Source organism: Pseudomonas sp. FSL W5-0203 (genome assembly GCF_001896155.1).
Classification (GTDB): Bacteria; Pseudomonadota; Gammaproteobacteria; order Pseudomonadales; family Pseudomonadaceae; genus Aquipseudomonas; species Aquipseudomonas paracarnis.
The window spans coordinates 52702-75034 of the sequence record NZ_MPOR01000022.1; the positions used below are offsets into that span (position 1 = coordinate 52702).

Annotated in this window: 21 protein-coding genes and 1 pseudogene; 10 read left to right on the plus strand and 12 right to left on the minus strand. The window is 61.5% G+C overall.

What is annotated here, in order from left to right:
• Positions 1–33 precede the first annotated feature (33 nt).
• The 4 genes and pseudogenes from BOP96_RS19000 to BOP96_RS30125 form a co-directional block, all read right to left on the minus strand.
• A complete protein-coding gene (locus BOP96_RS19000; RefSeq protein WP_032873985.1) occupies positions 34–873 on the minus strand; it encodes a helix-turn-helix transcriptional regulator in 840 nt (279 codons plus the stop codon).
• 101 nt (positions 874–974) lie between these two features.
• Entirely contained in the window at positions 975–2306 is a 1332-nt protein-coding gene (locus BOP96_RS19005; protein ID WP_060767313.1) for an LLM class flavin-dependent oxidoreductase, read from the minus strand.
• A gap of 22 nt (positions 2307–2328) precedes the next feature.
• Complete coding sequence (locus BOP96_RS19010) at positions 2329–3285, minus strand: ABC transporter substrate-binding protein (RefSeq protein WP_073453686.1); 957 nt, start codon at positions 3283–3285, stop codon at positions 2329–2331.
• Positions 3286–3461: 176 nt separating this feature from the next.
• A pseudogene (locus BOP96_RS30125) lies at positions 3462–3578 on the minus strand (ATP-binding protein); the annotation flags it as partial.
• A 142-nt stretch (positions 3579–3720) separates the two neighbouring features.
• On the opposite strand from BOP96_RS30125, the gene BOP96_RS19020 reads away from it, so the two are divergent.
• Entirely contained in the window at positions 3721–4590 is an 870-nt protein-coding gene (locus tag BOP96_RS19020; RefSeq protein ID WP_019820071.1) for an isocitrate lyase/PEP mutase family protein, read from the plus strand.
• A gap of 4 nt (positions 4591–4594) precedes the next feature.
• On the opposite strand, the gene BOP96_RS19025 is transcribed toward BOP96_RS19020, so the two are convergent.
• Positions 4595–5071 (minus strand): winged helix-turn-helix transcriptional regulator, encoded by a 477-nt coding sequence (locus BOP96_RS19025; RefSeq protein WP_073453688.1) that lies wholly within the window; start codon positions 5069–5071, stop codon positions 4595–4597.
• Positions 5072–5178: 107 nt separating this feature from the next.
• Here BOP96_RS19025 and fabF point away from each other — a divergent pair, with 107 nt between their 5' ends.
• From fabF to BOP96_RS19040, 3 genes are all read left to right on the plus strand, one after another.
• On the plus strand, positions 5179–6447 hold the full coding sequence (gene fabF / locus BOP96_RS19030; protein ID WP_014718424.1) for a beta-ketoacyl-ACP synthase II: 1269 nt from the start codon (positions 5179–5181) through the stop codon (positions 6445–6447).
• Between the two features lie 71 nt (positions 6448–6518).
• Positions 6519–6899, plus strand: coding sequence for a RidA family protein (locus tag BOP96_RS19035; RefSeq protein WP_014718423.1), 381 nt, complete (start codon positions 6519–6521; stop codon positions 6897–6899).
• A gap of 262 nt (positions 6900–7161) precedes the next feature.
• Entirely contained in the window at positions 7162–9141 is a 1980-nt protein-coding gene (locus BOP96_RS19040) for a peptidase U32 family protein (RefSeq protein WP_014718422.1), read from the plus strand.
• A gap of 76 nt (positions 9142–9217) precedes the next feature.
• Here the strand turns inward: BOP96_RS19040 and BOP96_RS19045 are convergent, their stop codons facing one another.
• Entirely contained in the window at positions 9218–10126 is a 909-nt protein-coding gene (locus BOP96_RS19045) for a DMT family transporter (protein WP_032903427.1), read from the minus strand.
• A 108-nt stretch (positions 10127–10234) separates the two neighbouring features.
• Between BOP96_RS19045 and BOP96_RS19050 the strand changes: the two genes are divergently transcribed.
• The 3 genes from BOP96_RS19050 to BOP96_RS19060 all read left to right on the plus strand — a co-directional run bounded on the left by BOP96_RS19050 (position 10235) and on the right by BOP96_RS19060 (position 12646).
• A complete protein-coding gene (locus tag BOP96_RS19050) occupies positions 10235–10678 on the plus strand; it encodes an Lrp/AsnC family transcriptional regulator (protein ID WP_014718420.1) in 444 nt (147 codons plus the stop codon).
• 218 nt (positions 10679–10896) lie between these two features.
• Entirely contained in the window at positions 10897–12243 is a 1347-nt protein-coding gene (locus BOP96_RS19055; protein WP_019820078.1) for a cation:proton antiporter, read from the plus strand.
• Between the two features lie 55 nt (positions 12244–12298).
• The gene (locus tag BOP96_RS19060; RefSeq protein WP_073453690.1) at positions 12299–12646 is read left to right on the plus strand and encodes a helix-turn-helix domain-containing protein; all 348 of its coding nucleotides are present in this window, start codon (positions 12299–12301) and stop codon (positions 12644–12646) included.
• On the opposite strand, the gene BOP96_RS30590 is transcribed toward BOP96_RS19060, so the two are convergent.
• From BOP96_RS30590 to BOP96_RS19070, 3 genes are all read right to left on the minus strand, one after another.
• On the minus strand, positions 12637–12771 hold the full coding sequence (locus BOP96_RS30590) for a hypothetical protein (protein WP_014718417.1): 135 nt from the start codon (positions 12769–12771) through the stop codon (positions 12637–12639). The genes BOP96_RS19060 and BOP96_RS30590 overlap by 10 nt on opposite strands.
• Before the next feature lie 11 nt (positions 12772–12782).
• A complete protein-coding gene (locus BOP96_RS19065; protein WP_014718416.1) occupies positions 12783–12995 on the minus strand; it encodes a hypothetical protein in 213 nt (70 codons plus the stop codon).
• A gap of 85 nt (positions 12996–13080) precedes the next feature.
• Positions 13081–13626 (minus strand): hypothetical protein, encoded by a 546-nt coding sequence (locus BOP96_RS19070; RefSeq protein ID WP_014718415.1) that lies wholly within the window; start codon positions 13624–13626, stop codon positions 13081–13083.
• Positions 13627–14033: 407 nt separating this feature from the next.
• On the opposite strand from BOP96_RS19070, the gene BOP96_RS19075 reads away from it, so the two are divergent.
• Positions 14034–15443: a circularly permuted type 2 ATP-grasp protein gene (locus BOP96_RS19075; protein WP_060767315.1), complete on the plus strand. Its 1410-nt coding sequence runs from the start codon at positions 14034–14036 to the stop codon at positions 15441–15443.
• A gap of 2 nt (positions 15444–15445) precedes the next feature.
• Positions 15446–16396 carry an alpha-E domain-containing protein gene (locus tag BOP96_RS19080; RefSeq protein WP_014718413.1) on the plus strand — a complete coding sequence of 317 codons (951 nt, stop codon included), beginning with the start codon at positions 15446–15448 and terminating at the stop codon, positions 16394–16396.
• Positions 16397–16427: 31 nt separating this feature from the next.
• Here BOP96_RS19080 and BOP96_RS19085 read toward each other — a convergent pair whose 3' ends face one another.
• The gene (locus tag BOP96_RS19085; RefSeq protein WP_073453691.1) at positions 16428–18689 is read right to left on the minus strand and encodes an ATP-dependent DNA helicase; all 2262 of its coding nucleotides are present in this window, start codon (positions 18687–18689) and stop codon (positions 16428–16430) included.
• A complete protein-coding gene (locus BOP96_RS19090) occupies positions 18686–20332 on the minus strand; it encodes a VRR-NUC domain-containing protein (RefSeq protein WP_073453693.1) in 1647 nt (548 codons plus the stop codon). Before BOP96_RS19090 ends, BOP96_RS19085 begins: the two co-directional genes overlap by 4 nt.
• Before the next feature lie 189 nt (positions 20333–20521).
• Between BOP96_RS19090 and BOP96_RS19095 the strand changes: the two genes are divergently transcribed.
• On the plus strand, positions 20522–20746 hold the full coding sequence (locus BOP96_RS19095; protein ID WP_073453695.1) for a YgdI/YgdR family lipoprotein: 225 nt from the start codon (positions 20522–20524) through the stop codon (positions 20744–20746).
• A 121-nt stretch (positions 20747–20867) separates the two neighbouring features.
• Here BOP96_RS19095 and BOP96_RS19100 read toward each other — a convergent pair whose 3' ends face one another.
• The gene (locus BOP96_RS19100; protein WP_073453697.1) at positions 20868–22295 is read right to left on the minus strand and encodes a polyurethane esterase; all 1428 of its coding nucleotides are present in this window, start codon (positions 22293–22295) and stop codon (positions 20868–20870) included.
• Positions 22296–22333 lie beyond the last annotated feature (38 nt).

Consider the following 22333-nt stretch of genomic DNA (forward strand, 5'->3'; position numbering starts at 1 on the left):
TTTTTCTCTTGTTGTGGGTGGTCATGCAGCCGGTCAACGGCTTTTGCTCATGTAGCGTTCGAGGGGGTCTTTGCTCAGCCCGCCCTGGGCCTCGGCCAACGAGTCGATAAACAGGGAAAACAGTTCCGATTGCGTGCCGATGTCGAGCTTGCTGTAGATGTGCTTACGGTGGGACTTGATAGTGTCTTCGGAGACTCCGAGGCGCTCGGCCAGCGAACGTGTGGAGTGGCCGCGCAGGATCAACTGGGTGATCCGGCATTCGCGTTCGGTGAGCAGCGACGAGCCGAAGTTGTTGAGTGCCGAGTGAATACGCTGTTCCAACAGGCTTTCGAAGCGCGCGCCCTGAGTCTCCAGGCCGGCGAAGTGCTTGCCCAGCACCGCCAGTACCCAAGGTGCTATGCGCTTGAATTGCTCGGTGGTGGCCGCGTCGAGCTTTTGCGTAAAGGCCAGCGACACCGCCAGGCTCAAGCCGTTGCTCGCCTGCAGGATGTAGTTGAGCTCATCCTCCAGGTGCGAATGCCGGTAAAACGACTGGTAGTACTCGCTGTGCTCGAAGTGATCGGGGGCTACGTCGGCGAGGTCGTAGCAGCCGGAAGCCGCCCCCTCCACGCAGGCGCCGTAGAACGGGTCGAGCAAGTAAAACCCGGAGAGGTACTGGCGCACATTGCCCTGGGGCAGCCATGGCCCGTCCAGTTCGAACACTGCGCTGGGCATGCCGTCGTGGGGGTACAGGTACAAGGTCGTGGCCTGAATGGGGCGGATACACCCCAGGGCATCGAACAACGTGGCGGCAAACCCCGCGTGCCCGATGCTCTCGGTCACCCTGGCTATCTGTTCGAACCACTGGGCTGAAGACAGTCGATCATTATCCACTTCGAAGACTCGCCGTCATAACGGTTGGGTGCGACACCAGGTCACTGGCGCCGGGGACTGAAGTGATAGTCCCACACCCGCAAAGTCATCGAAATCACCCCTTAGGGTGAGGGGGTGCGCGCAAACCTCGGAATCGCCAAGCCCAGGCTTTCACGCAAGGTCGAGCCCTCGTAGGCCGTGCGATAAACACCGCGCTCCTGCAGCAAAGGGATCACCTCCTGAGTAAAGCGATCAAATTGCCCAGGGTGCCCGATGTAGATATTGAACCCATCCACCGCCCGCGCCTGGAACCAATCCGCCAGTTTCTGCGCCACCGTGGCGGCGCTGCCCACGAACGCGCCTGGGCGTAATTGCCGGCCAAACTCGACGGCCTGGCGCAGGGTAGAACCCTTTTCCCGGGCCTGATCTGCGATGCGTTTGGCTGCGGTGAAAAAACTGCTGCGCGCGGCCTCCAGGCTCTCTTGCGGGAACGGCGCGTCCAGGTCGTATTGGCTGAAATCATGCCAACCAAAATTGCGCCCGAACTCCTTGAGCGCCAGCGCGAAACTGTGGTCGAGCTGATGATAGTGCTGCTCGATTTCCCGGGCATGGGCATCGGTGTCGCCCACGTAAATTTCCGCACCGGGCATGATCAGTACCTGTTCCGGATCGCGCCCCCGTTGTGCCGCCCTACCCTTGATATCCCGGTAAAACGCCTGGCCCTGCTCGATACTGGCTGCGTGGGTGAAGATCACATCGGCGGTGGCGGCGCCCAGGTCGCGGCCTTGTTCGGAGTCGCCAGCCTGGAATATCACCGGTTGGCCCTGGGGGGAGCGCTGGATATTCAGCGGGCCCACCACCGAAAAGTGTTCGCCCTGGTGGTTCAGGCTGTGCAGCTTGCTCGGGTCGAGAAACTGCCCAGTGGCACGGTTGCGCACAAACGCATCGTCTTCGTAAGAATTCCACAGCCCCTGTACCACCTGAACGTGTTCGGCGGCACGCCCGTAGCGCGTGGCGTAGTCGTAGTGTTCGTCGCGGCTGTAGTTGCCGGCGGTACCGGCATCGCCACTGGTCACCACGTTCCAGCCGGCGCGGCCTTTGCTGATCAGGTCCAGGGAGGCCAGGCGCCGGGCGACGTTATACGGCGAGTTATACGAGGTGGTCAGCGTACCGACCAGGCCGATATGCCGCGTGCTCACGGCCAGTGCCGACAGCAAGGTCAGCGGCTCCAGGCGATTGAGGTAATGGGAGGGCGAGCCTTCGGTGATGAACTGGCTGTCGACGATGAACATCAGGTCGAACAGCGCCGCCTCGGCCTGGCGCGCTATCTCGATGTACCAATCGACGTTGACGCTGGCATCGGCCGGCAATTGCGGATCAAGCCACAGGTTATGGCGGCCCGGCCCACCGCAGCCCATGGTCAGGGCGCCCAGTTTGAGCTGTCTTTTAGTCATTGCGCACTAGTCCTTCAAGCGGTCAGGGCTGGGTGGTGACGACGGCGGGTTGCAAGGCGGCCGCGAATGAAGGGTCAAACAACGTGGCGGCCGAATAAGACTTGACCAGACCCAGGCCGGCAAAAAAGTCCACGGTCTTTTGCGCCTCGATGGGCGCCTGAGGCGTCAGCGGCTCGACGGTGGTGCGTGCGCGGGCAAACCAGACGCGGGCGATGTCGGCATCAGCGCGGGTGCGCTTGGCCCAGGCATCGGCATACGCGTTGGCGTTGGCCGGGCTCTGGCGCGCCCAGTCGCGGGCTGTTTTCAGGCGCTGGAGAAAGTCACTGATGGGTTCACGCTTGGCCTCCACAGCACTGGCGTTGGCGGCAATGAAACTCTGGGCCGGGATCAAGTCTTCAGCGGTTGCCAGCACCCGCGCACCTTGGCGTTCCTGTTGCGTGACGTAGGGTTCCCAGGTGGCGATCACGTCAACGGCACCGCCTTCCAGCGCGTGGGAGGCGTCCAGGGCGCTGAGGTAACGCCATTGCAGCGAATCCCGCGCAACCCCGGCCTTGTCCAGCGCGGTCAGCAACAGTTGCTGGCTCCAGGAGCCCTTCCAGATCGCGGCGCGTTTGCCTGCCAGATCGGCCAGGCTGCGGATCGACGAGTCTTTTTTTACCAGGATGGCTACGCCGTCGAGATTCTGCCGGCTGACGGCAATCACCTTGATCGGTGCACCCAAGGCGCCCAGGAACAACACCGGGGCATCCCCGAGCAGACCCAGGTCCAGGCTGCCGACGTTGAGCGCTTCGGCCACTGGTGAGCCGGCCGTGAACTGTTTCCAGTCCAGCGTGTAGGGCAAGTCATCCAGCACCCCCGCCGCTTCCATCACGGCCTGGGCGTTGTAGCTCTGGTCGCCGACCACCAGGGTTTGCGCTTGCGCCGTCAGGCACAGAAATGAGGCGGCGAACCCGGCCGCCAGGATTTTGAGGTAACGCACGTTCGTCTCCAGATGCCTTGTGGGGCATGCAAGTCGATCCGCACGCACGGTCTCGGTTTAAAAGGTTATTGTTTATAGCTATGGGGTGTGAGGGCTATTTTTGCGGGCTGAAGGCGAGATGTAAAATACTGATTACGCATAACCTAATTCAATAAAAATGCGTATATCGCATCACGCTAGCGCGCAAATTCAATCCGGGCCATCAAGCCCGAACCACGCCGAAGGCGAAAGAACGGGTCGAATACACGCTCCAGGTCCGCTTCGGGAATCCCCGGCCCCTCGTCGCTGACCTCAGGCCGACCCGGCATACAGCCCCGGCGCTCGTTAGCACGCCTGCTCAAACGTCATAATCACAGGGGCATCTGCGTGGTAATCTCCCGGCACCACGAATAGACATTGATCGTCACTTGACGATGACCAAAGCCAGGAAAGACCATGCCCAAGATTTCTCACTCAGCGCTACGCCGTAACTTCCGTGACCTGCTGGCAACGCCCCTGTGCGTTGAAACCGCCTCCGTATTCGACCCCATGTCTGCCCGCATCGCGGCCGACCTGGGATTTGAAGTGGGAATCCTGGGCGGCTCGGTCGCCTCCCTGCAGGTGCTGGCGGCCCCCGATTTTGCGTTGATTACCCTGAGTGAGTTCGTCGAGCAAGCCACCCGCATCGGCCGTGTGGCCCAGTTGCCCTTCATCGCCGATGCCGACCATGGCTACGGCAACGCCCTGAACGTGATGCGCACCGTCGAAGAACTGGAACGCGCCGGCGTCGCTGCGCTGACCATCGAAGACACCCTCTTGCCCGCGCAATTCGGGCGTAAATCCACGGACCTGATTTCCGTCGAAGAAGGCATCGGCAAGGTCAAGGCCGCGCTGGAGGCACGTGTCGACCCGGCGCTGTCGATCATTGCGCGCACCAATGCCGGCGTGCTGCCCACCAGCGACGTGATTGCGCGGACCAAGGCCTACGAAAAGGCCGGTGCTGACGGCATCTGCATGGTCGGCGTCAAGGACTTCGACCACCTGGAGCAAATCGCGCAGAACCTCAGCGTTCCGCTGATGCTGGTGACCTACGGCAACCCGCAACTGCACGACAGCGAGCGCCTGGCCAGCCTGGGCGTGCGCATCGTGGTGGCCGGGCATGGCGCCTACTTCGCCGCGATCAAGGCCACTTACGACAGCCTGCGTGCCCAGCGTCAGCTGACCCACAGCACCTCGAACCTCAGTGCGACGGAGTTGACCCACACCTACACCTTGCCTGAGAGCTATGTGGCGTGGGCCGAAGAGTTCATGGATGTAAAAGAGTAATCAATCACTCACGGCTCAGCCGTTGGCGCATCCCTGCGCTGGCGGCCGGGCCGGGCTGTACCACGCACTGATCCATCGCCACCCACGCACCTTGCGCCGTCGCCATCATCGGCTGCACCGGCCGGCCCGTCTCGCGTTCCACCACCTCGACACTGATGCCCTCCTCGGCGTAATGCCGATTGCCCCAGGCCACCAACGCCATCAGCACCATACGAAAGTCTTCGCCCCTGGCCGTCGGCACGTATTCGTAGCGTGGCGGCCGCTCGCTGTAGGCGCGGCGCTCCAGCATGCCCGCTTCTACCAAGCCATTAAGGCGCCGCGTCAGCATGTTGGGCGCGATGCCCAGGCTGCGCGAGAACTCGTCAAAACGGCGCAGGCCGTGCACGGCGTCGCGCATGATCAGCATGCTCCACCACTCCCCTACCCGTTCAAGGCTACGGGCGATGGGGCATTCGGCACTGATGAGGGATTTGCGCTGCATAAGTATTCCTGTGTGCGAGTACAAACTTGTAGGACACCATGTTACTTTCATGATGATAGTGACGTCCATACGCTGTGTATCCTTCAAGCAACAGGAGTCGATTGAGCATGAGTAAACGTATCGTCGTGACGGGCATGGGCGCGCTGACGCCGCTGGGGTCGAGCGTGGAATCCACTTGGCAGCGCTTGCTGGACGGGCAGTCGGGCATCCGCCGTTTGCCGCAAGAGTTGATCGGTGATCTGGCGGTCAGCATCGGCGGCCAGGTGCAAAGTGCGTTGCAAGACCCCGAAGCCGGTTTTGATCCTGATCGACTGTTGGCGGCCAAGGAACAGCGCAAGATGGACCGCTTTATCCTGTTCGCCCTGGCGGCGGCGGATGAAGCCCTGAAGCAGGCCAATTGGGCACCCAAAACACCTGAGGAGCAGGCGCGCACAGCGACCATCATCGCCTCCGGTGTCGGTGGTTTCCCGGCCATTGCCGATGCGGTGCGCACCACTGACAGCAAGGGCCCGCGTCGTCTGTCGCCCTTCACCATTCCATCGTTTCTGAGCAACATGGCCGCCGGGCATGTGTCGATCAACTATGGCTTGAAAGGCCCGCTGGGTGCGCCAGTAACCGCGTGTGCAGCCGGGGTTCAGGCTATCGGCGACGCAGCGCGAATGATCCGCGCCGGGGAAGTCGACGTCGCGGTATGCGGCGGTGCCGAAGCGGCGATTCATCGCGTCAGCCTGGCCGGTTTCGCCGCAGCGCGAGCGTTGTCCAGCGATTTCAATGCCACGCCGCAGCGCGCTTCGCGCCCCTTCGATCAGGCGCGCGACGGCTTTGTGATGGGCGAAGGCGCCGGCATTCTGGTAATTGAAGAACTGGAGCATGCCCTGGCGCGGGGCGCACAGCCGATTGCCGAACTGGTGGGCTATGGCACCAGTGCAGACGCCTATCACATGACCGCAGGGCCTGAAGACGGTGACGGTGCGCGCCGGGCAATGACTCAAGCGTTGCGCCAGGCGGGCATCGAGGCATCGCAGGTGCAGTACCTGAATGCCCACGCGACCTCCACGCCTGTGGGCGACAAGGGCGAGCTGGCGGCGATCAGGACGGTATTCGGTACCGGCGGCAGCCCGGCGATCAGCTCGACAAAATCCGCCACCGGCCACTTGCTCGGTGCTGCGGGGGGCATCGAAGCCGTCTTCACCGTGCTTGCCCTGCGTGACCAGATCGCGCCAATGACACTCAACCTGGAAAACCCGGACGCCCTCGCCGACGGCCTGGACATGGTGCGCGATGAGGCGCGTCCCATGCCGATTGAATATGCGCTGTCCAATGGCTTCGGCTTTGGCGGCGTGAACGCCAGCGTACTGTTCCGGCGCTGGATATAAGCCGGGGTTTGCCCCTGGGCCGAATTTCACCGACCATGGCGCCTTTCTGTTCCTGCCAACACGAGGTGCCCATGGCCAACCACGACCTGTCCTATACCCCTGACCCGGACGCCGATTCCATCTCCTCCGACGTGATCGGCTTCAACGGCATCCTGGTCTCCACCCAGATTCCCACCCATGCCGATGGCAGCCTGGAGCTGGGCGATATCACCCTGCAAAGCGAGTGCACCCTGCAAGCGCTGAAAGTTGCGCTGGAAAAAGCCGGCAGCTCCATGGACCGGGTCATGCACCTGACCATCTACCTCACCGACATGGCCGACCGCGCGGCGTTCAACGAGGTCTACAAGCGCTTTTTCGCCAAGCCCTGGCCAGTGCGGGCGGCAGTGGGCGTTGCCGCCTTGGCGGTAGAAGGTATGCGGGTGGAAGTGACGGCGATGGCTGCCAAGGCTTGAATCTGTGGCGCCGTTAGCGCCGATCTGATCGGAATGTCGAACGCGGTCAAAAAGGTGGGAGCTGGCTTGCCTGCGATAGCGGTAGTGAATGTTCAATCGCCATCGCAGGCAAGCCAGCTCCCACATTGGGGCTTCGTTGCGTTGAGTAATGCGTTCGCTTAACGGACTTGCATTAGACCCGACAGCCCTGCGGTAGATGCCGCCCAGGCATTTCACAGCTACAATGCCCGCCTCAACCGTGACAAGCCTGACTAAAAAAACTATGTCCTTGCCCAAGCATCACCTGGAATTGCTCAGCCCTGCCCGCGATGTCGCCATTGCGCGCGAGGCTATCCTGCACGGCGCCGACGCCGTTTACATCGGCGGGCCGAGCTTTGGCGCCCGCCATAATGCGTGTAACGAGGTGAGCGATATCGCCCAACTGGTGGAATTCGCCCGCCGTTACCACGCCCGCGTCTTCACCACCATCAACACCATTTTGCATGACAACGAGCTGGAGCCCGCGCGCAAGCTGATCCATCAGCTCTACGATGCCGGTGTGGATGCGCTGATCGTGCAAGACCTGGGCGTGATGGAGCTGGATATTCCGCCGATCGAGCTGCACGCCAGCACCCAGACCGACATCCGCACCCTGGGCCGGGCCAGGTTTCTCGACCAGGCCGGTTTCTCGCAGTTGGTACTGGCCCGCGAGTTGAACCTGCAAGAGATCCGCGCCATTGCCGACGAGACCGATGCCGCCATCGAGTTCTTTATCCACGGCGCCCTGTGCGTAGCGTTCTCCGGGCAGTGCAATATCTCCCACGCGCAAAATGGCCGCAGCGCCAACCGTGGCGATTGCTCCCAGGCCTGCCGCCTGCCCTACACCCTGAAAGATGACCAAGGCCGCGTGGTAGCCTTTGAAAAGCACCTGCTGTCGATGAAAGACAACAATCAGAGCGCCAACCTGCGCGCCCTGGTCGAAGCGGGTGTGCGTTCGTTCAAGATCGAAGGCCGCTACAAGGACATGGGCTATGTGAAGAACATCACCGCCTACTACCGACAGCGCCTCGACGAGATCCTCGAAGACCGCCCGGACCTGGCCCGCGCTTCCAGCGGGCGTACCGCGCACTTCTTCCTGCCCGACCCGGAAAAAACCTTCCACCGGGGCAGCACCGATTACTTTGTCAGCGACCGCAAGATCGACATCGGCGCGTTTGACACCCCGACCTTTACCGGCCTGCCCGTGGGCACCGTGGAAAAAGCCGGCAAGCGCGACTTGCAGGTGGTCACCCATGAGCCGCTGTCCAACGGCGACGGCCTCAATGTGCTGATCAAGCGTGAAGTGGTGGGTTTTCGCGCCAACATCGCCGAGCCCAAGGGTGAGTTCGAGGAAGACGGTGAAAAGCGCTACCGCTACCGCGTCGAGCCCAACGAAATGCCGGCCGGCCTGCATCAACTGCGCCCCCATCACCCGCTCAATCGCAACCTGGACCACAACTGGCAACAGGCCCTGCTCAAGACCTCGGCCGAGCGCCGTATCGGCTTGTCATGGGTCGCGTGCCTGCGTGAAGAGCAGCTGCAAATCACCGCGACCAGCGAAGAAGGCATCAGCGCCAGCGTCACCCTGCCCGGCCCGTTTGGCGTGGCCAACAAGCCGGAACAGGCGCTGGACACCCTGCGCGACCTGCTCGGCCAACTCGGCACCACCGAGTACCATGCCACCCGCATCGAACTGGATGCGCCGCAGGCGTTCTTCATTCCCAATTCGCAGCTCAAGGCCTTGCGCCGTGAAGTGATCGAAGCACTGACCGCCGCACGCGTCGCCGCGCATCCGCGGGGCGGGCGCAAGGCTGAAACCTCGCCGCCGCCGGTTTACCCTGAGGCGCACCTGTCGTTCCTGGCCAACGTCTACAACCAGAAGGCCCGGGACTTCTACCATCGTCACGGCGTGAAGCTGATCGACGCAGCCTTCGAAGCCCACGAAGAAACCGGCGAAGTGCCGGTGATGATCACCAAGCACTGCCTGCGTTTCTCGTTCAACCTGTGCCCTAAACAGGCCAAGGGTGTGACCGGGGTAAAGACCAAGGTGGCGCCGATGCAATTGATCCACGGTGACGAAGTGCTGACCCTGAAGTTCGACTGCAAACCCTGCGAGATGCATGTGGTGGGCAAGATCAAGGGGCATATCCTCGGCCTGCCGCAGCCTGGCAGCGCGGTGGAGCATTTCAACCCGGAAAACCTCATCTATCAGGGCACGCACTAACCCTCATCTGTAGGAGCGAGCTTGCTCGCGAAAAGCTCGAGGACGCCGCGTTTCAACCCGATGCGCTGCGTCATCGTTAGCCTTCTTCGCGAGCAAGCTCGCGCCTACCGAGGTTGCGGGGCCACCACCAGCCCCGCTGCAACCCTGCCGCTGCCAGCAGAATCGCCGCCACACCCAGCCATTGCAGCCACCCCAGGCGATGCCCGAACGCAATCCAATCCACAAAGATCGCCGCAATCGGGTAGATGAACGACAGTGCGCCGGTAATGGCCGTCGGCAGTTTCTGGATCGCGCCATACAGCAGTACATACATCAAACCCGTGTGCACCACCCCCAAGGTGACCAAGGCCGCCCACGTCGTGGTGGATGCCGGCAGGCCATTCCAGGGCACCAGCGGCGCCAGCAATAGCGCGCCAGTGGCCACCTGGATCAATGCCATCAAATGCGGCGGTACTTCCTTGAGGCGCTTGATGATCAACGCCGCGACCGCATACAAAAATGCCGCGCCCAGGGCCAGCGCGATGCCTACCAGGTAATCTCCTCCACCCGTTTGCTCGCCATGGGCGGTAACAATCGCCAACATGCCCAGGAACGCCACGCTCAACCACGCCAGTTTCTGCACGGTGATTTTTTCACCGAGAAACACCGCCGCCAGCATTACCAGAATAAACGGCTGCACGTTGTACACCGCGGTGCTGATCGCGATGGAGGCACGGGAGTAGGATTCGAACAGCAGCAACCAGTTGCCGACAATGGCCACACCGCTGAGCACGGCCAGCCCCAGTTTTGCCCAACTGAGCAGGTCCAGGCGCAGGTAACCCAGCCAGGCGCACACCAGCACCAGCGTCAGCGCACCGATCACGCAGCGCCAGAACACCACCTCGATCACCGACACGCCAGACACCAGCACAAACCAGCCAATGCTGCCCGAGATCAGCATGGCGGCGACCATTTCCCACGACCCGCGACGGATGGATGAATCCATGATTGAGGCTCCTCAAGTGAGGCTCCAGTATGGCAATCTGTCGGCGACGGCTACAGCGACTAAAAAAGGCAAAAGCCCGAAATCACCTTTTCTTATTAGGCACAGACCATGATCGACACCATCGACCAGCAATTGATCGCCGCTTTGATGGACGACTCGCGGTTGTCCCTCAAGGCCCTGGCAGGCATCACCGGGCTGTCGTCACCCAGCGTCAGCGAACGTCTGCGGCGCCTGGAAGAACGCGGCGTGCTGACCCACTACACCGTCGACATCGACCCCAAACACTTCGGTTACCTGCTGCAAGCCATCGTGCGCATCCGCCCCCTGCCCGGCAAACTGCAGGAAGTGGAGCGCCAGATCCAGGCGATCCCTGAGTTCACCGAATGCGACAAGGTCACCGGCGAGGACTGCTTTATCGCCCGCCTGCATGTGCGCACCATGGATCAGTTGGACAGCCTGCTGGACCGGATCAATGGGTATGCCGAAACCAATACTGCGATTGTGAAGAAAACCCCGGTGAAACGGCGCTTGCCGCCGCTGGGGGCTCGCTGAGGTGTCATGCCAAGGGAGTGTCATGACCAAACACAGTCAAATGTGGGAGCGGGCTTGCTCGCGAATACAGGGTGTCAGTCACCGACTCTGTTGACGGGTATACCGCATTCACGGGCAAGTCCGCTCCCACAGAATGCCACTTCAACCCGGTGATTGTTTGAACCCGCACTTGGCCACCGCCCTCCAACCTGAATGAACCACGGCCGGGTGCACGCACTATGACTTTCATTCTATGGTTGGCCGTATTGGGCGCGGTGCTGCTCACCCTCGCCCTCACGTCCTCCTATCTGCGCTGGATGCCGGTCACCACTTCGGCGGTGTGCCTGTTGCTGGGTATCGCCATCGGCCCGCTGGGTGTGGACCTGCTGCACCTGGACATCAAGGGGTCGGCGCGCTGGATGGAGCACCTGACCGAAGTGGCAGTGCTGTTTTCGCTGTTTGTCAGCGGCCTTAAATTGCGCCTGCCGCTCAAGCATCGCACCTGGCGCATCGCCTTCGGCCTGGCCGGCCCGGTCATGCTGTTGACCATCCTCGGCACCGGGCTGTTGCTGCATTACCTGCTTGATCTGTCGTGGGGGGTGTCTTTGTTGGTGGGCGCGATCCTGGCGCCGACCGATCCGGTGCTGGCGGGCCTGGTTCAGGTCAACAATGCCCAGGACTACGACGCGCTGCGCTTCGGTCTGTCCGGCGAAGCGGGGCTGAACGATGGCAGCGCCTTTCCGTTTGTGATCTTCGGCTTGCTGTTCATGCAACACGGCGGCTTCGATGGCGACTGGGTCGGCGGTTGGGTGCTGAAAAACCTGGTATGGGCGGTGCCGGTCGGGCTATTGATCGGCTACTGGATGGGCCGAGGTATCGGCCGTGTGACGTTGCGCCTGCGCCTGATCAATGCCGACAGCACCCTCTCGCCCAATGATTACCTGACACTGGCATTGATCGCCCTTGCCTATGTGACCGCCGAAGCCGTGGGCGGCTATGGCTTCCTGTCGGTATTCGCGGCGGGCCTGGGGTTGCGTCAGGCCGAGGTGAAGTCCACCGGCAACGCCCAGACACCCGCCGAGCACCTGGCGCAACCGGTGGTGGGCCACCTCGAAATCGAGCCCGAGCAAGCCTTGCACGGCGACGTCAGCCAGTTGAAGGACACCCAGATCGCGGCAGGCGTGATGATGGGTGACATGCTGGCCTTCGGCAGTCTGGTGGAGCGGGCCATGGAGGTGTTCCTGGTGACCGTCTTGGGCATCGTGCTGGTCAGCCACTGGGAGTGGGCCGCGTTGGCGGTGGCGCCGTTACTGTTCTGTGTGATTCGCCCCGCCAGTGTATTCGCCATGCCTTGGGGCCGCCTGCTGGACCATCGCCAACGCAGCCTGGTCAGTTGGTTCGGCATCCGTGGGATCGGCAGCATTTACTACCTGTTCTATGCGCTCAACCACGGTCTGGTGGGCACCAGCAGTGCGGTGGCGGTCAACCTGACGTTGTCGGTCATCGCATTGAGCATCCTGGCCCATGGCCTGACTACCCAGCCCATGCTGGCATGGTATGAGCGTCAGGCTGCGCAAAAAAATTGAATCCTGCACCACGCCGGGGTTTCAAACAGCCAAGACCCACACTGCGAGTCAGCTAATGAAAAAGATCGCCCAACGATTGCTTGAGGAACGCCAACGCCTGGGATATTCGCAGCAATACCTGGCGCAGGCAGGCGGCGTGACCACCCGCGAGCAACGTCAATATGAACTGGGCGAAGACCTGCCCCATGCCAACTACCTGGCAGCTCTGGCCGAGCATGGGGTGGATGTGGTGTATGTGATCACTGGCAAGCGCAGCACGGTGGTCAATATCAGCCGCGATCAGGCGCAGACGCTGATCGATAACCGCGTGGTGGGCCAGGAGGTGTCGCTGGACGGCGGGGCCGAGGAAGACGTTTACTTCAAGCTCAGCAGTCCCTCGGGCCCGCCGCCGGATCAGTCCTGATTTTCAGTGTTGCCAACGTCCGCCGCTTCATCCAGGTCGTTCAGCGGCACCTCGGCATCGTCCATCAACGAACCCGGGTCTTCATTGCCGGGGTCGTTGAGTTCATCGTCCAGTTCTTTTGACATGTGCGTCTCCTCTAACCGCCTTGGGTATCGATATCGGCATCGGTTTCAGGCTTGTGCTCGCGCTCGGGCTTGAAGTCTGGACTGTAGTCGTTTTCCTTGGCCTTCGGGTCGCTGGCAGGCGTTGGATCCTTGGGCGCATCGGCGGCGGTGCCAGGGGCAGGCTCGCCGCCGTCGATGGCGGGGTCGTTGCGATTGTGGGTCTGGGGATCTTTAGGCTGGGGCATGAGGCACCTCTTTGCTGGCCGGTGAAAAATCTGTACCGCATAGAGCTAAGGCGTCACGGCCACGGCTGAAGTTCCGTCCGCGTGGTCAGCGCAGTGGATTGTCCACCTGGATATAGAACGCATAGATGCCCAACACCAGCCAGAACACCATGAACAACCACGGCGCACGCATGGAAAACAACAACGACTTGCGATAGCCCTTGTGGCTCGACTCCACTTCGGAAAACAGGGGCGACTCATCGTAGGCCATGCCCATCACTGGCTCGCTGCGCAGCAATTCGCTTTGCTTGTAGTGCCAGTGGTCGATGATTTCATACGCCGCACGGATACCGGGCCAGGCATTCAGCGAACTGAGAATACCCAGCGAAACCAGGAAGATCGGCACCACCAGCGTGAACAGCTTGCCCCATTCCGGGTTGAGGTTGCCCATGCCGGAGACAAAGGCAATCACCAGGAAGGATTGCGCGGTCAGGTAGGCGTCGGTGCGGTTGGCCAGGATGCTGGTTTCGTACTGGATCTCGCGCCGGTAAAAGTCGAGGCGGTCCTTGGGCGAGCCGAATATCTTTGCGTTGTGTTCGCTGTGGTCGTTCAGGGCCGCTTCCGGAGTGTGGGGGGAGATGATTCTGGACACGACGGTGCTCCACAAGGTGACGAAACTCCTTAGAAGAATCGGGGCCTTGTGAAGTTCAAGTAGGTTCGCGCACCAATCCAGGGCGACCGCCGCCCTCTGTAGGGGCGAGTTAGCTCGCGAAATACGTCAACGCTAACGCGGGCTGCCTGATTAAACGCGGTGCCGGTGAGTTTTTCGCGAGCAAGCTCGCTCCTACAGGGGATTAACGGCATTCCGGCACAGGCATTGCTTTATCCATTCACCACCCGGAAAACAGGAGCATGCGTTACCCCCCGACCCAGAGCCGCCCCCATAAGAAAGTAAGGACCAGGTCTGTTGGCACCTTCAGCCACGGGCTCATAAAAACATGCGTTTTTTTAAGCGGCAGTGCCACCCAAAGCCACACTGGGCACTGACAAGGTACTGGAATGGCTCGATCTTTCTTTGATGAAATGAATGACGCAAATGGCGTTTGCCGTGCGCATTATCAGGACTTCTCTCGCTGGCTGGCCCACACGCCGCCGGAACTGCTGGCCCAGCGTCGCCGTGAAGCGGATTTGCTATTCCATCGCGCCGGGATCACCTTCACCCTGTATGGCGACGAGCAAGACACCGAACGCCTGATCCCCTTCGACATCATTCCCCGCAGCATCCCCGCCAGTGAGTGGAGCCTGATCGAACGCGGCTGTATCCAACGGGTCAACGCGCTGAACCTGTTTTTGGCCGACATCTACCACGACCAGCGCATTATCAAGGCCGGGATCATTCCCGCCGATCAGGTCCTGGGCAATGAGGGCTATCAGAAAGCCATGGTCGGTCTCGACCTGCACCGCGGCATCTATTCGCACATCTCGGGCGTCGACCTGGTGCGCGACGGCGACGGTACCTACTACGTGCTGGAAGACAATCTGCGCACCCCCAGCGGCGTGAGCTACATGCTCGAAGACCGCAAGATGATGATGCGCCTGTTCCCGGAAGTGTTCGCCAAGCAGCGCATTGCCCCGGTGGACCACTACCCCAACCTCTTGCTCAAGACCCTCAAGAGCGCCAGCCGCCTCGATAACCCGAATGTGGTGGTGTTGACCCCTGGGCGCTTCAACAGCGCTTTCTTCGAACACGCCTTCCTTGCCCGGGAAATGGGCGTGGAACTGGTGGAAGGCGCCGACCTGTTCGTGCAGGACCTCAAGGTGTTCATGCGCACCACCGACGGCCCCAAGGCCGTGGACGTGATCTACCGACGCATCGACGACGCTTTCCTCGACCCCCAGGCGTTCAATCCCGAGTCGATGCTCGGCGTGCCGGGGCTGGTGGCGGCTTACTGCGCCGGCAATGTGGTGCTGGCCAATGCCATCGGCACCGGGGTGGCTGACGATAAGTCGATCTACCCCTACGTACCCGCGATGATCCGTTTCTACCTGGACGAGGAACCGATCCTGCAGAACGTGCCGACCTTCCAATGCCGCAAGCCCGATGAGCTGTCCCATGTGCTGGCCAACCTCGAGCAGTTGGTGGTCAAGGAAACCCAGGGCTCCGGCGGCTACGGCATGCTGGTGGGCCCGGCGTCGACGGCCGCCGAGATCGAAGACTTCCGCCAGCGCATCAAGGCCCGCCCCCATGCCTATATCGCCCAACCCACCTTGAGCCTGTCCACCTGCCCGACCTTTGTCGAAAACGGCATCGCGCCCCGGCACATCGACTTGCGACCCTTCGTGCTCTCGGGCAAGGAAACCCGCCTGGTGCCCGGTGGCTTGACCCGCGTGGCGCTGAAGGAAGGCTCGCTGGTCGTCAACTCGTCGCAAGGCGGTGGAACCAAGGACACCTGGGTGGTGGAGGGCTGAGTATGCTGAGTAGAACAGCTGCAGATCTGTATTGGATGTCGCGCTACCTGGAGCGCGCCGAGAACCTGGCACGCATGCTGGAAGTCAGTTATTCGTTGTCCTTGATGCCCCAGGCCGGGCGCAGCGATGGCCTGGATGAACTGGCGATGTCGTTGCTCAGCAGCGGCACCCTGGACAGCTACCTGGAGCGACACCAGACCCTGGATGCCGAACGCATGTTGCACTTCTTTGCGCTCGACGCGCAAAACCCCGCGAGCATCTACAACTGCCTGCGTGCTGCCCGAGGCAATGCCCATGCGGTACGCGGGCGCATCACCGCCGACATGTGGGAAAACCTCAACGCCACCTGGCTGGAAATGCGCAGCATCGCCGCCGGTGGCCTGGCACGGCATGGCATCAGCCACTTCTGTGATTGGGTCAAGCAACGCTCGCACCTGTTTCGGGGCGCAACCTCGGGCACCATCATGCGCAATGACGCCTACCGCTTCATTCGCCTGGGCACCTTTGTCGAACGTGCTGACAACACCTTGCGCCTGCTGGATGCGCGCTATGAGATGTTCGGCGAGGAGTCGGAAGAAGTCAGCGACGTATCGGCACGCGGTTATTACCAGTGGAGCGCCCTGCTGCGCGCGTTGTCGTCGTTCGAGGCCTATACCGAGCTGTATCCGAATGCCTTGAATGCACGCTCGGTGTCAGAGTTGCTGCTGTTGCGCAGCGATGTGCCGCGTTCGCTGCATGCCTGCATCGAGGAGTTGAGCCATATCCTGGCCGACCTGCCCGGCAGTTACGGGCGCACGGCGCAACGCCTGGCGGCGGAGTTCGAGGCGCGGCTGCGGTACACGGGGATTGATGAGATTCTGGAAGATGGGCTGCACACTCGGCTGACAGAATTCATCGACACCGTGCGTGAGTTGGCCCGGGAGATACAGAGCTCCTACCTGGAAGTGGTGTAGCCCAAACCTGTAGGAGCGAGCTTGCTCGCTCCTACAGGGGCTTGATCGCCCACCAACGCGGCAACAACTGCTGCACCCGCGATTCGCCAAAGCGGTCATCGATCAGCATCACCACCCCGCGATCCTGCTGGCTGCGGATCACCCTCCCCGCTGCCTGCACAACTTTCTGAATCCCGGGATACAGGTAGGTGTAGTCATACCCCGCGCCGAAAACAGCGCCCATACGTGCCTTGATCTGCTCATTCACCGGGTTGAGCTGCGGCAAACCCAGGGTGGCGATAAACGCCCCGATCAGGCGCGCTCCGGGCAGGTCGATACCTTCGCCAAACGCACCGCCCAGCACCGCAAAGCCAATGCCCTGGCTGTGGTGGGTGAACTGCTCCAAAAAGGCTTGGCGCTCGGCCTCGGCCATGCCCCGCGCCTGCAACCACAACGCAATCTGCGGGTGCCGTTCGGCCATTAACTGGGCCACCTGTTGCAGGTAATCGAAGCTTGAGAAAAACGCCAGGTAGTTACCCGGTTGAGCGGCGAATTGCCACGCGAGCAGTTCCACGATAGGTTCCAGCGACGCCTGGCGATGCACAAACCGCGTAGAGATGCGGTCAACGATGCTGACCTGCAATTGCTCGGCCTTGAACGGTGATGCCACATCAACCCAGACGGTATCCGCCGGCAGGCCCAGCAAGTCCGCGTAATAATGGCGCGGGCTCAGGGTCGCGGAAAACAGCACACTGCTGCGCGCGGCGGTCAGCCTGGGCCGGATGAACTCGGCCGGCACCACGTTGCGCAGGCACAGAGTCGAGCTATTGCGCTTGCCGCTGAACGAGCGCTTGGTGATATCGAAGATAAAGTGCTCATTGAACAGCTCGGCCACTTTGGCCCATTGCAGCGCGTCGAAGTAGAAGGCTTGCAGGTCACCGCTGAGGGCTTCGGGGTGGTCGTTGAAGTAGTCGCCCATGGCGCTGGCGCACAGGCTCAGGGCCTGGAGCAGTTTGTCAGGTTTGGCGGCGTACGCCTGATACGGTGCGAGTTGGTCCTTGTGCAAGGCATTCCACTCACGGTTCAAGCGCTGCAAGGGTTTGTTCAGGGGCTCGGGCGCGTTATCGCGCAAGGTCTTGAGGCTGTACTGGTCCAGGCTGGCGCTGTACATCGAGCGCGCGCGTTCGACCAGGTTGTGCGCCTCGTCCACCAGCACCGCGACACGCCACTGGTTGAGCTGGGCCAGGCCGAACAGCATGGCGCCAAAGTCGAAGTAATAGTTGTAGTCGGCGACGATCAGGTCGCTCCAGCGCGCCATTTCCTGGCTCAGGTAGTACGGGCATACCTGATGGGCCAGCGCCACGTGGCGCAGGCTTTGTTGATCGAGCAGGCGCACCTTGGACGCGGCCTGGCGGGCGGCAGGCAGGCGGTCGTAAAAGCCCTTGGCCAATGGGCAGGAATCGCCGTGGCAGGCTTTGTCCAAGTGTTCGCACGCCTTGTCCCGGGCCACCAGTTCAAGCACACGCAGTGACAGCTCGGGGCTGCTGTCGTACAGCACCTGGGCGGCATCCAGCGCCAGCTTGCGCCCGGGCGTCTTGGCGGTGAGGAAGAACAGCTTGTCCAGTTGCTGCGGCGCCAGGGCCTTGAGCAGCGGGAAGATGGTGCCGATGGTCTTGCCAATACCCGTGGGCGCCTGGGCCATCAGGCACCGGCCCGTAGTCACCGCTTTGTAGACCGACTCGGCCAAGTCGCGCTGCCCGGTACGGAAGTCGACATGGGGAAACGCCAGGCTCTGCGCGCCAGCGTTGCGTGCCGCACGGTGCTGCATCTCCTGCCGGGCCCAGTCCAGGAACAGCGCGCATTGCTGATTGAAGAACTGCTCAAGGTCGGGTGCATCGAACCGCTGGTTCAGCACGGTTTCGCCTTCGCCGACGATGTCGAAGTACACCAGCGCCAGGTCGATATGATCGAGCCCGAGTTTCTGGCACATCAGCCAGCCATACACCTTGACCTGGGCCCAGTGCAGTTGCCGATGGTTGGCGGGCTGGGCAGCGAGGTCGCCACGGTAGGTTTTGACTTCTTCCAGGCGGTTGGCGTCCGGGTCGTAGCCGTCCGCCCTGCCCCGCACCTTGAGCTGCTGGTAATCGCCCTCCAGGGTGACCTCGTGCTGATAGTGCGCGCTGCGCCGGGATGCCACCGTGCGATGGCCGACGATGCCTTCCTGGGCGCTGGGCGACGGCGTAAAGCGCAGGTCGAGGTCACCGACCTTGGCCGTGAACTCACACAGCGCCCGCACGGCCACGCTGTAACTCAAGCGGGTTGCTCCGCCCAACGCACGTAGCAGACGGTGACCGGCATCTGGTACTCGCCGCAGAACGCCAGCCAACGCAACTGGTTGTCTTGCAGGCGGTCGCCGGGCCCCTTGACCTCGATCATGCGATAGGTGTTTTGCGCCGGCCAGAACTGGATGAGGTCCGGCATCCCGGCCCGGTTGGCACGGATATCCTGCAACAGGCGCGTGAACCAATGGCGCAAATGCTCGGCGGGCAGGCAGGCCAGGGCTTGCTCCAGCAGGTCTTCGCTGAGCAGGTTCCAGAACACAAAGGGCGACTGGATGCCCCATTTATCCACGTAGCGTTGGCGGATGCTTGCCTTGTAGCGACCGTCCTTCAATTGCGCAAAGCACGCGGCAAACAAAGCTTCTCGGCGTTGATAAAAGTCCTCGCTGTGCAGGTCCGCCGGCCCGCGCTGGAACGGGTGGAAGAACGCCCCCGGCAACGGCGCAAAAATCGCCTCCCAGCACAGCAAGCCAAACAGCGAATTGATCAGGCCATTCTCGACGTAATGCACCGGTGCATCCGGTTCGCTAAGGTGCGCCAGCACGCAGGATTCCACCGACAGCAGCGGTTCCTGCACCAGCGAAAGGTCCAGGCGTGCCACCGCTTGGGGCTTGGCCCTGGGCAGCGCCGGCCCGCCGAGCTTGCGCCGCAGGCGCGGCACTACGCGAAGCAGGTGTTGGTGTTCCGCTGCGCTGTGTGGGGCCCGTTGCGCCTCGGTCGCCAGGGCCATGGCTTGGGCGTAATCCTCCTGACGTTCCAGTACGCGGATCAGCCGCGCTCGCGCGCCGGGATGAGTGCAATTGCGGTAGATCTGTTCGGCCAGTGCCAGCTCGGCGCACCGTTCGCAATACTGGCCGATCTGGAACAGCAGCTTGGCACGACGCTTTTCCAGCCACGGGTTGTCGGTACACAACGTGGCGACCTGCGCCAACACCGTATCCAGTGCCTCACCGGCTTCAAAGGCTTGCTGGCACTGGTGCAGGAATAAAAACCCATGCACGTCGTCACGGCTGCGTAAACCACGAGACTCGGCGCAGAACTCGACTTTTTCATAGGTATAGATGCCCAGATCTGCCAACACGAATTCCGACCAGTCCTGGTGCAGGTTGCCGAAGAACATCAGGCGCAGGCGATCACACAACTCCATCACTGTCAGGCTATACAGCACATCGCCCACGTCGGGACACCACTGGGCAAAGCTGCGCGGTTCGGTAAATTGCGCCGCCAAGGGTTCAAGCCAGTCGGCCTTGTTGCCCTTGGGTTGGTCGATCCAGGGCCTGAAGGCGCCGAGCAATTCACTTTTTTGCAGCAGGGCGAACAGGGTGGCAAACGGCAGCGGGCTTTGATCCTCCACCCACCCCAACTCACGCAGTGGCCCCGCCGCCGCATGAGGGCAACCGATTTCCAGGTAATGGAGCTTGGTGGCGCGAAAATGCACGCCCTTGCGCATCACCATCCGCACCAACAACGCCTGGGACGCCAGAGGCAACCTGTCAAATTGCTGAATGAAATGCTGTTCGTGCGCATCGAGCAAATCGGCATAGCGCTGCCCCAACCAAACCAGCACTTGGCGGAAGTTATGCAGGTAATACAAGGGGTCTTCGAGGGGGTTGGCCATGGCGCAGAGCAATCAAATACTGGTTATGCATACAGAGTGCCGGGGCAAAGCGGTTGTTGCAATCAGTAATAGATAAATGGCGCCTGCAACTTTTTGCAAAAAAACAATCTGATGAGGGGGTTGATCAAGTAATATTTATGGCCGCGCAGCCAGACGCTGCGGGACTTTTCAGGGTTAAAGGTAAGGGTTATGAATATGAAGAATTTGGGTCTGCCACTGGTTGCACTCACTTTTCTGGTATTGGCCGGTTGCTCCCCGCAAACCGTGGTGACCTTGCAGAACGGCACGCAGTATTTGACCAAGGACACGCCCAACGCCAAGACCGCCGACGGCTTCTACGAGTTCACCGATATTGCCGGCAAGCGTATTCGTATCAAGGCCGATGATGTGGCCACGGTGCGTAAGGAAAAGTGATCTTCTAGCAACACCCCATCAAATGTGGGAGCTGGCTTGCCTGCGATAGCGATTTGTCAGTCACCGCATGGCTGTCTTGACCGCCGCCATCGCAGGCAAGCAAGCTCCCACACCGAATACGTTAGCTGATGACTATCCCCTCCCCCGACAGACTGCTCACACCCACCAGCGTCACCGAATCCGTACCAAAGCTAATGACGGTATCCGCGCCCACCACCTTGACGTGATCGCGGTAATCGGTGCTGCCCGCCACGTCGTTGAACACCAGCTTGTCCGTCGTCTGGTAGCCAATCACCCGGTCATTGCCAAACTGCCCGCTAAACAAAAACGTGTTATGCCCGCTGCTGTCACGGATGGTGTCATTGCCCTTGCCACCTTCGATAAAGTCCGCGCCCCTGCCGCCTTTGATCAAGTCGTCGCCGTCACTGCCAATGATGAAGGTATTGCCCTTGTGCGCCTCGGCATTGCGGTTGAGGTCTTGCACCCAGGTGGTGGCCCGTGCCGGATCGGACAGGTTGGCGACGATCACCGTCGAGTCGCGGGTCATCTGTTCGTAGAAGCCCGAGTCGAGGATGCGGGTCATGCCGTCGCCGTAACCGGTGGGCAAGTGCGAGACCCAGGTGGGCAGGTTGAGGATGGAAAATGGCAGCAGGTTCCACAGGGATGAAGCGTAGTGGTCGTTGAAGCTGACGATGTTGTCGGTGCTCGACTCGTGGGGCTTGTCGTGCACGCCCAGGGACGACAGGTTGAATGACGAGCCATCCAGGGCGCGGAACACCGGGTCGTTTTCATAGCCGACGTTAAGCACCTTGTCGCCGGCGCTCTGGGTCGGCGATGCGTAGGCCACGTAGTTGGAGTCCTTATAGAACCCCGACCAGCTGTTGTCGCTCAAGTCGGCCATGCTGTTGACCGCGAGGCCCCCAAGGCTGTGGCCGCTGACCACCACGTCATTGCCGCCAAGGCCCTGGGCACTGGCGTAGTCCGCCACGTTTTTGAGCAAGCCGCCAAAGGCTTCGCCCGCGTAGTTCTTGGCATAGTCCTTGGGCCCGAAGGCGGCGAGCAGGTCGCTGATCACATCGCCGATGGAGTCGGTGATCACGCTTTCCCGAGGCCCCGAAGTGCCGCGAAAACTGATGCCGATTTCCTGCAGCTTGCCCGCATCATCGTACTTGCCCAGCACCTCAGCCTGCGCCGTGCCGTAGCCGAATTTTTCGCCAAAGAAGGTGCCGCGCGCATCGACCTTGCCGCTGTAGCCCAGGGTACTGGCGCTGATGGGCGTCCAGCCGGCTGCTTGCACCGCCTCCAGGGCGGCTTTTTCCGAGTCGGGGTTCCAGGGGATGCCGGGGATGACCCCTTGGGCATTGCTGCCGCCAATCAGCGCGCTGACCAGGGTGGCAGGCAAGCCCAGCCCGAGGCCGTTGTTCTGGTAACCGACGGCAAAGCCGTTATCCAGGTTGTGGTAGGAATACAGCGTGATCGCCATGGCATCGGCGAACAACGCCTTGGAGTCCTCGGTACCGAGGTTTTTTTTATAGTCAAAGATACCCATTGGTAGTGCCTCTCTGTTGTTGGATTTGTAGAGAAAGC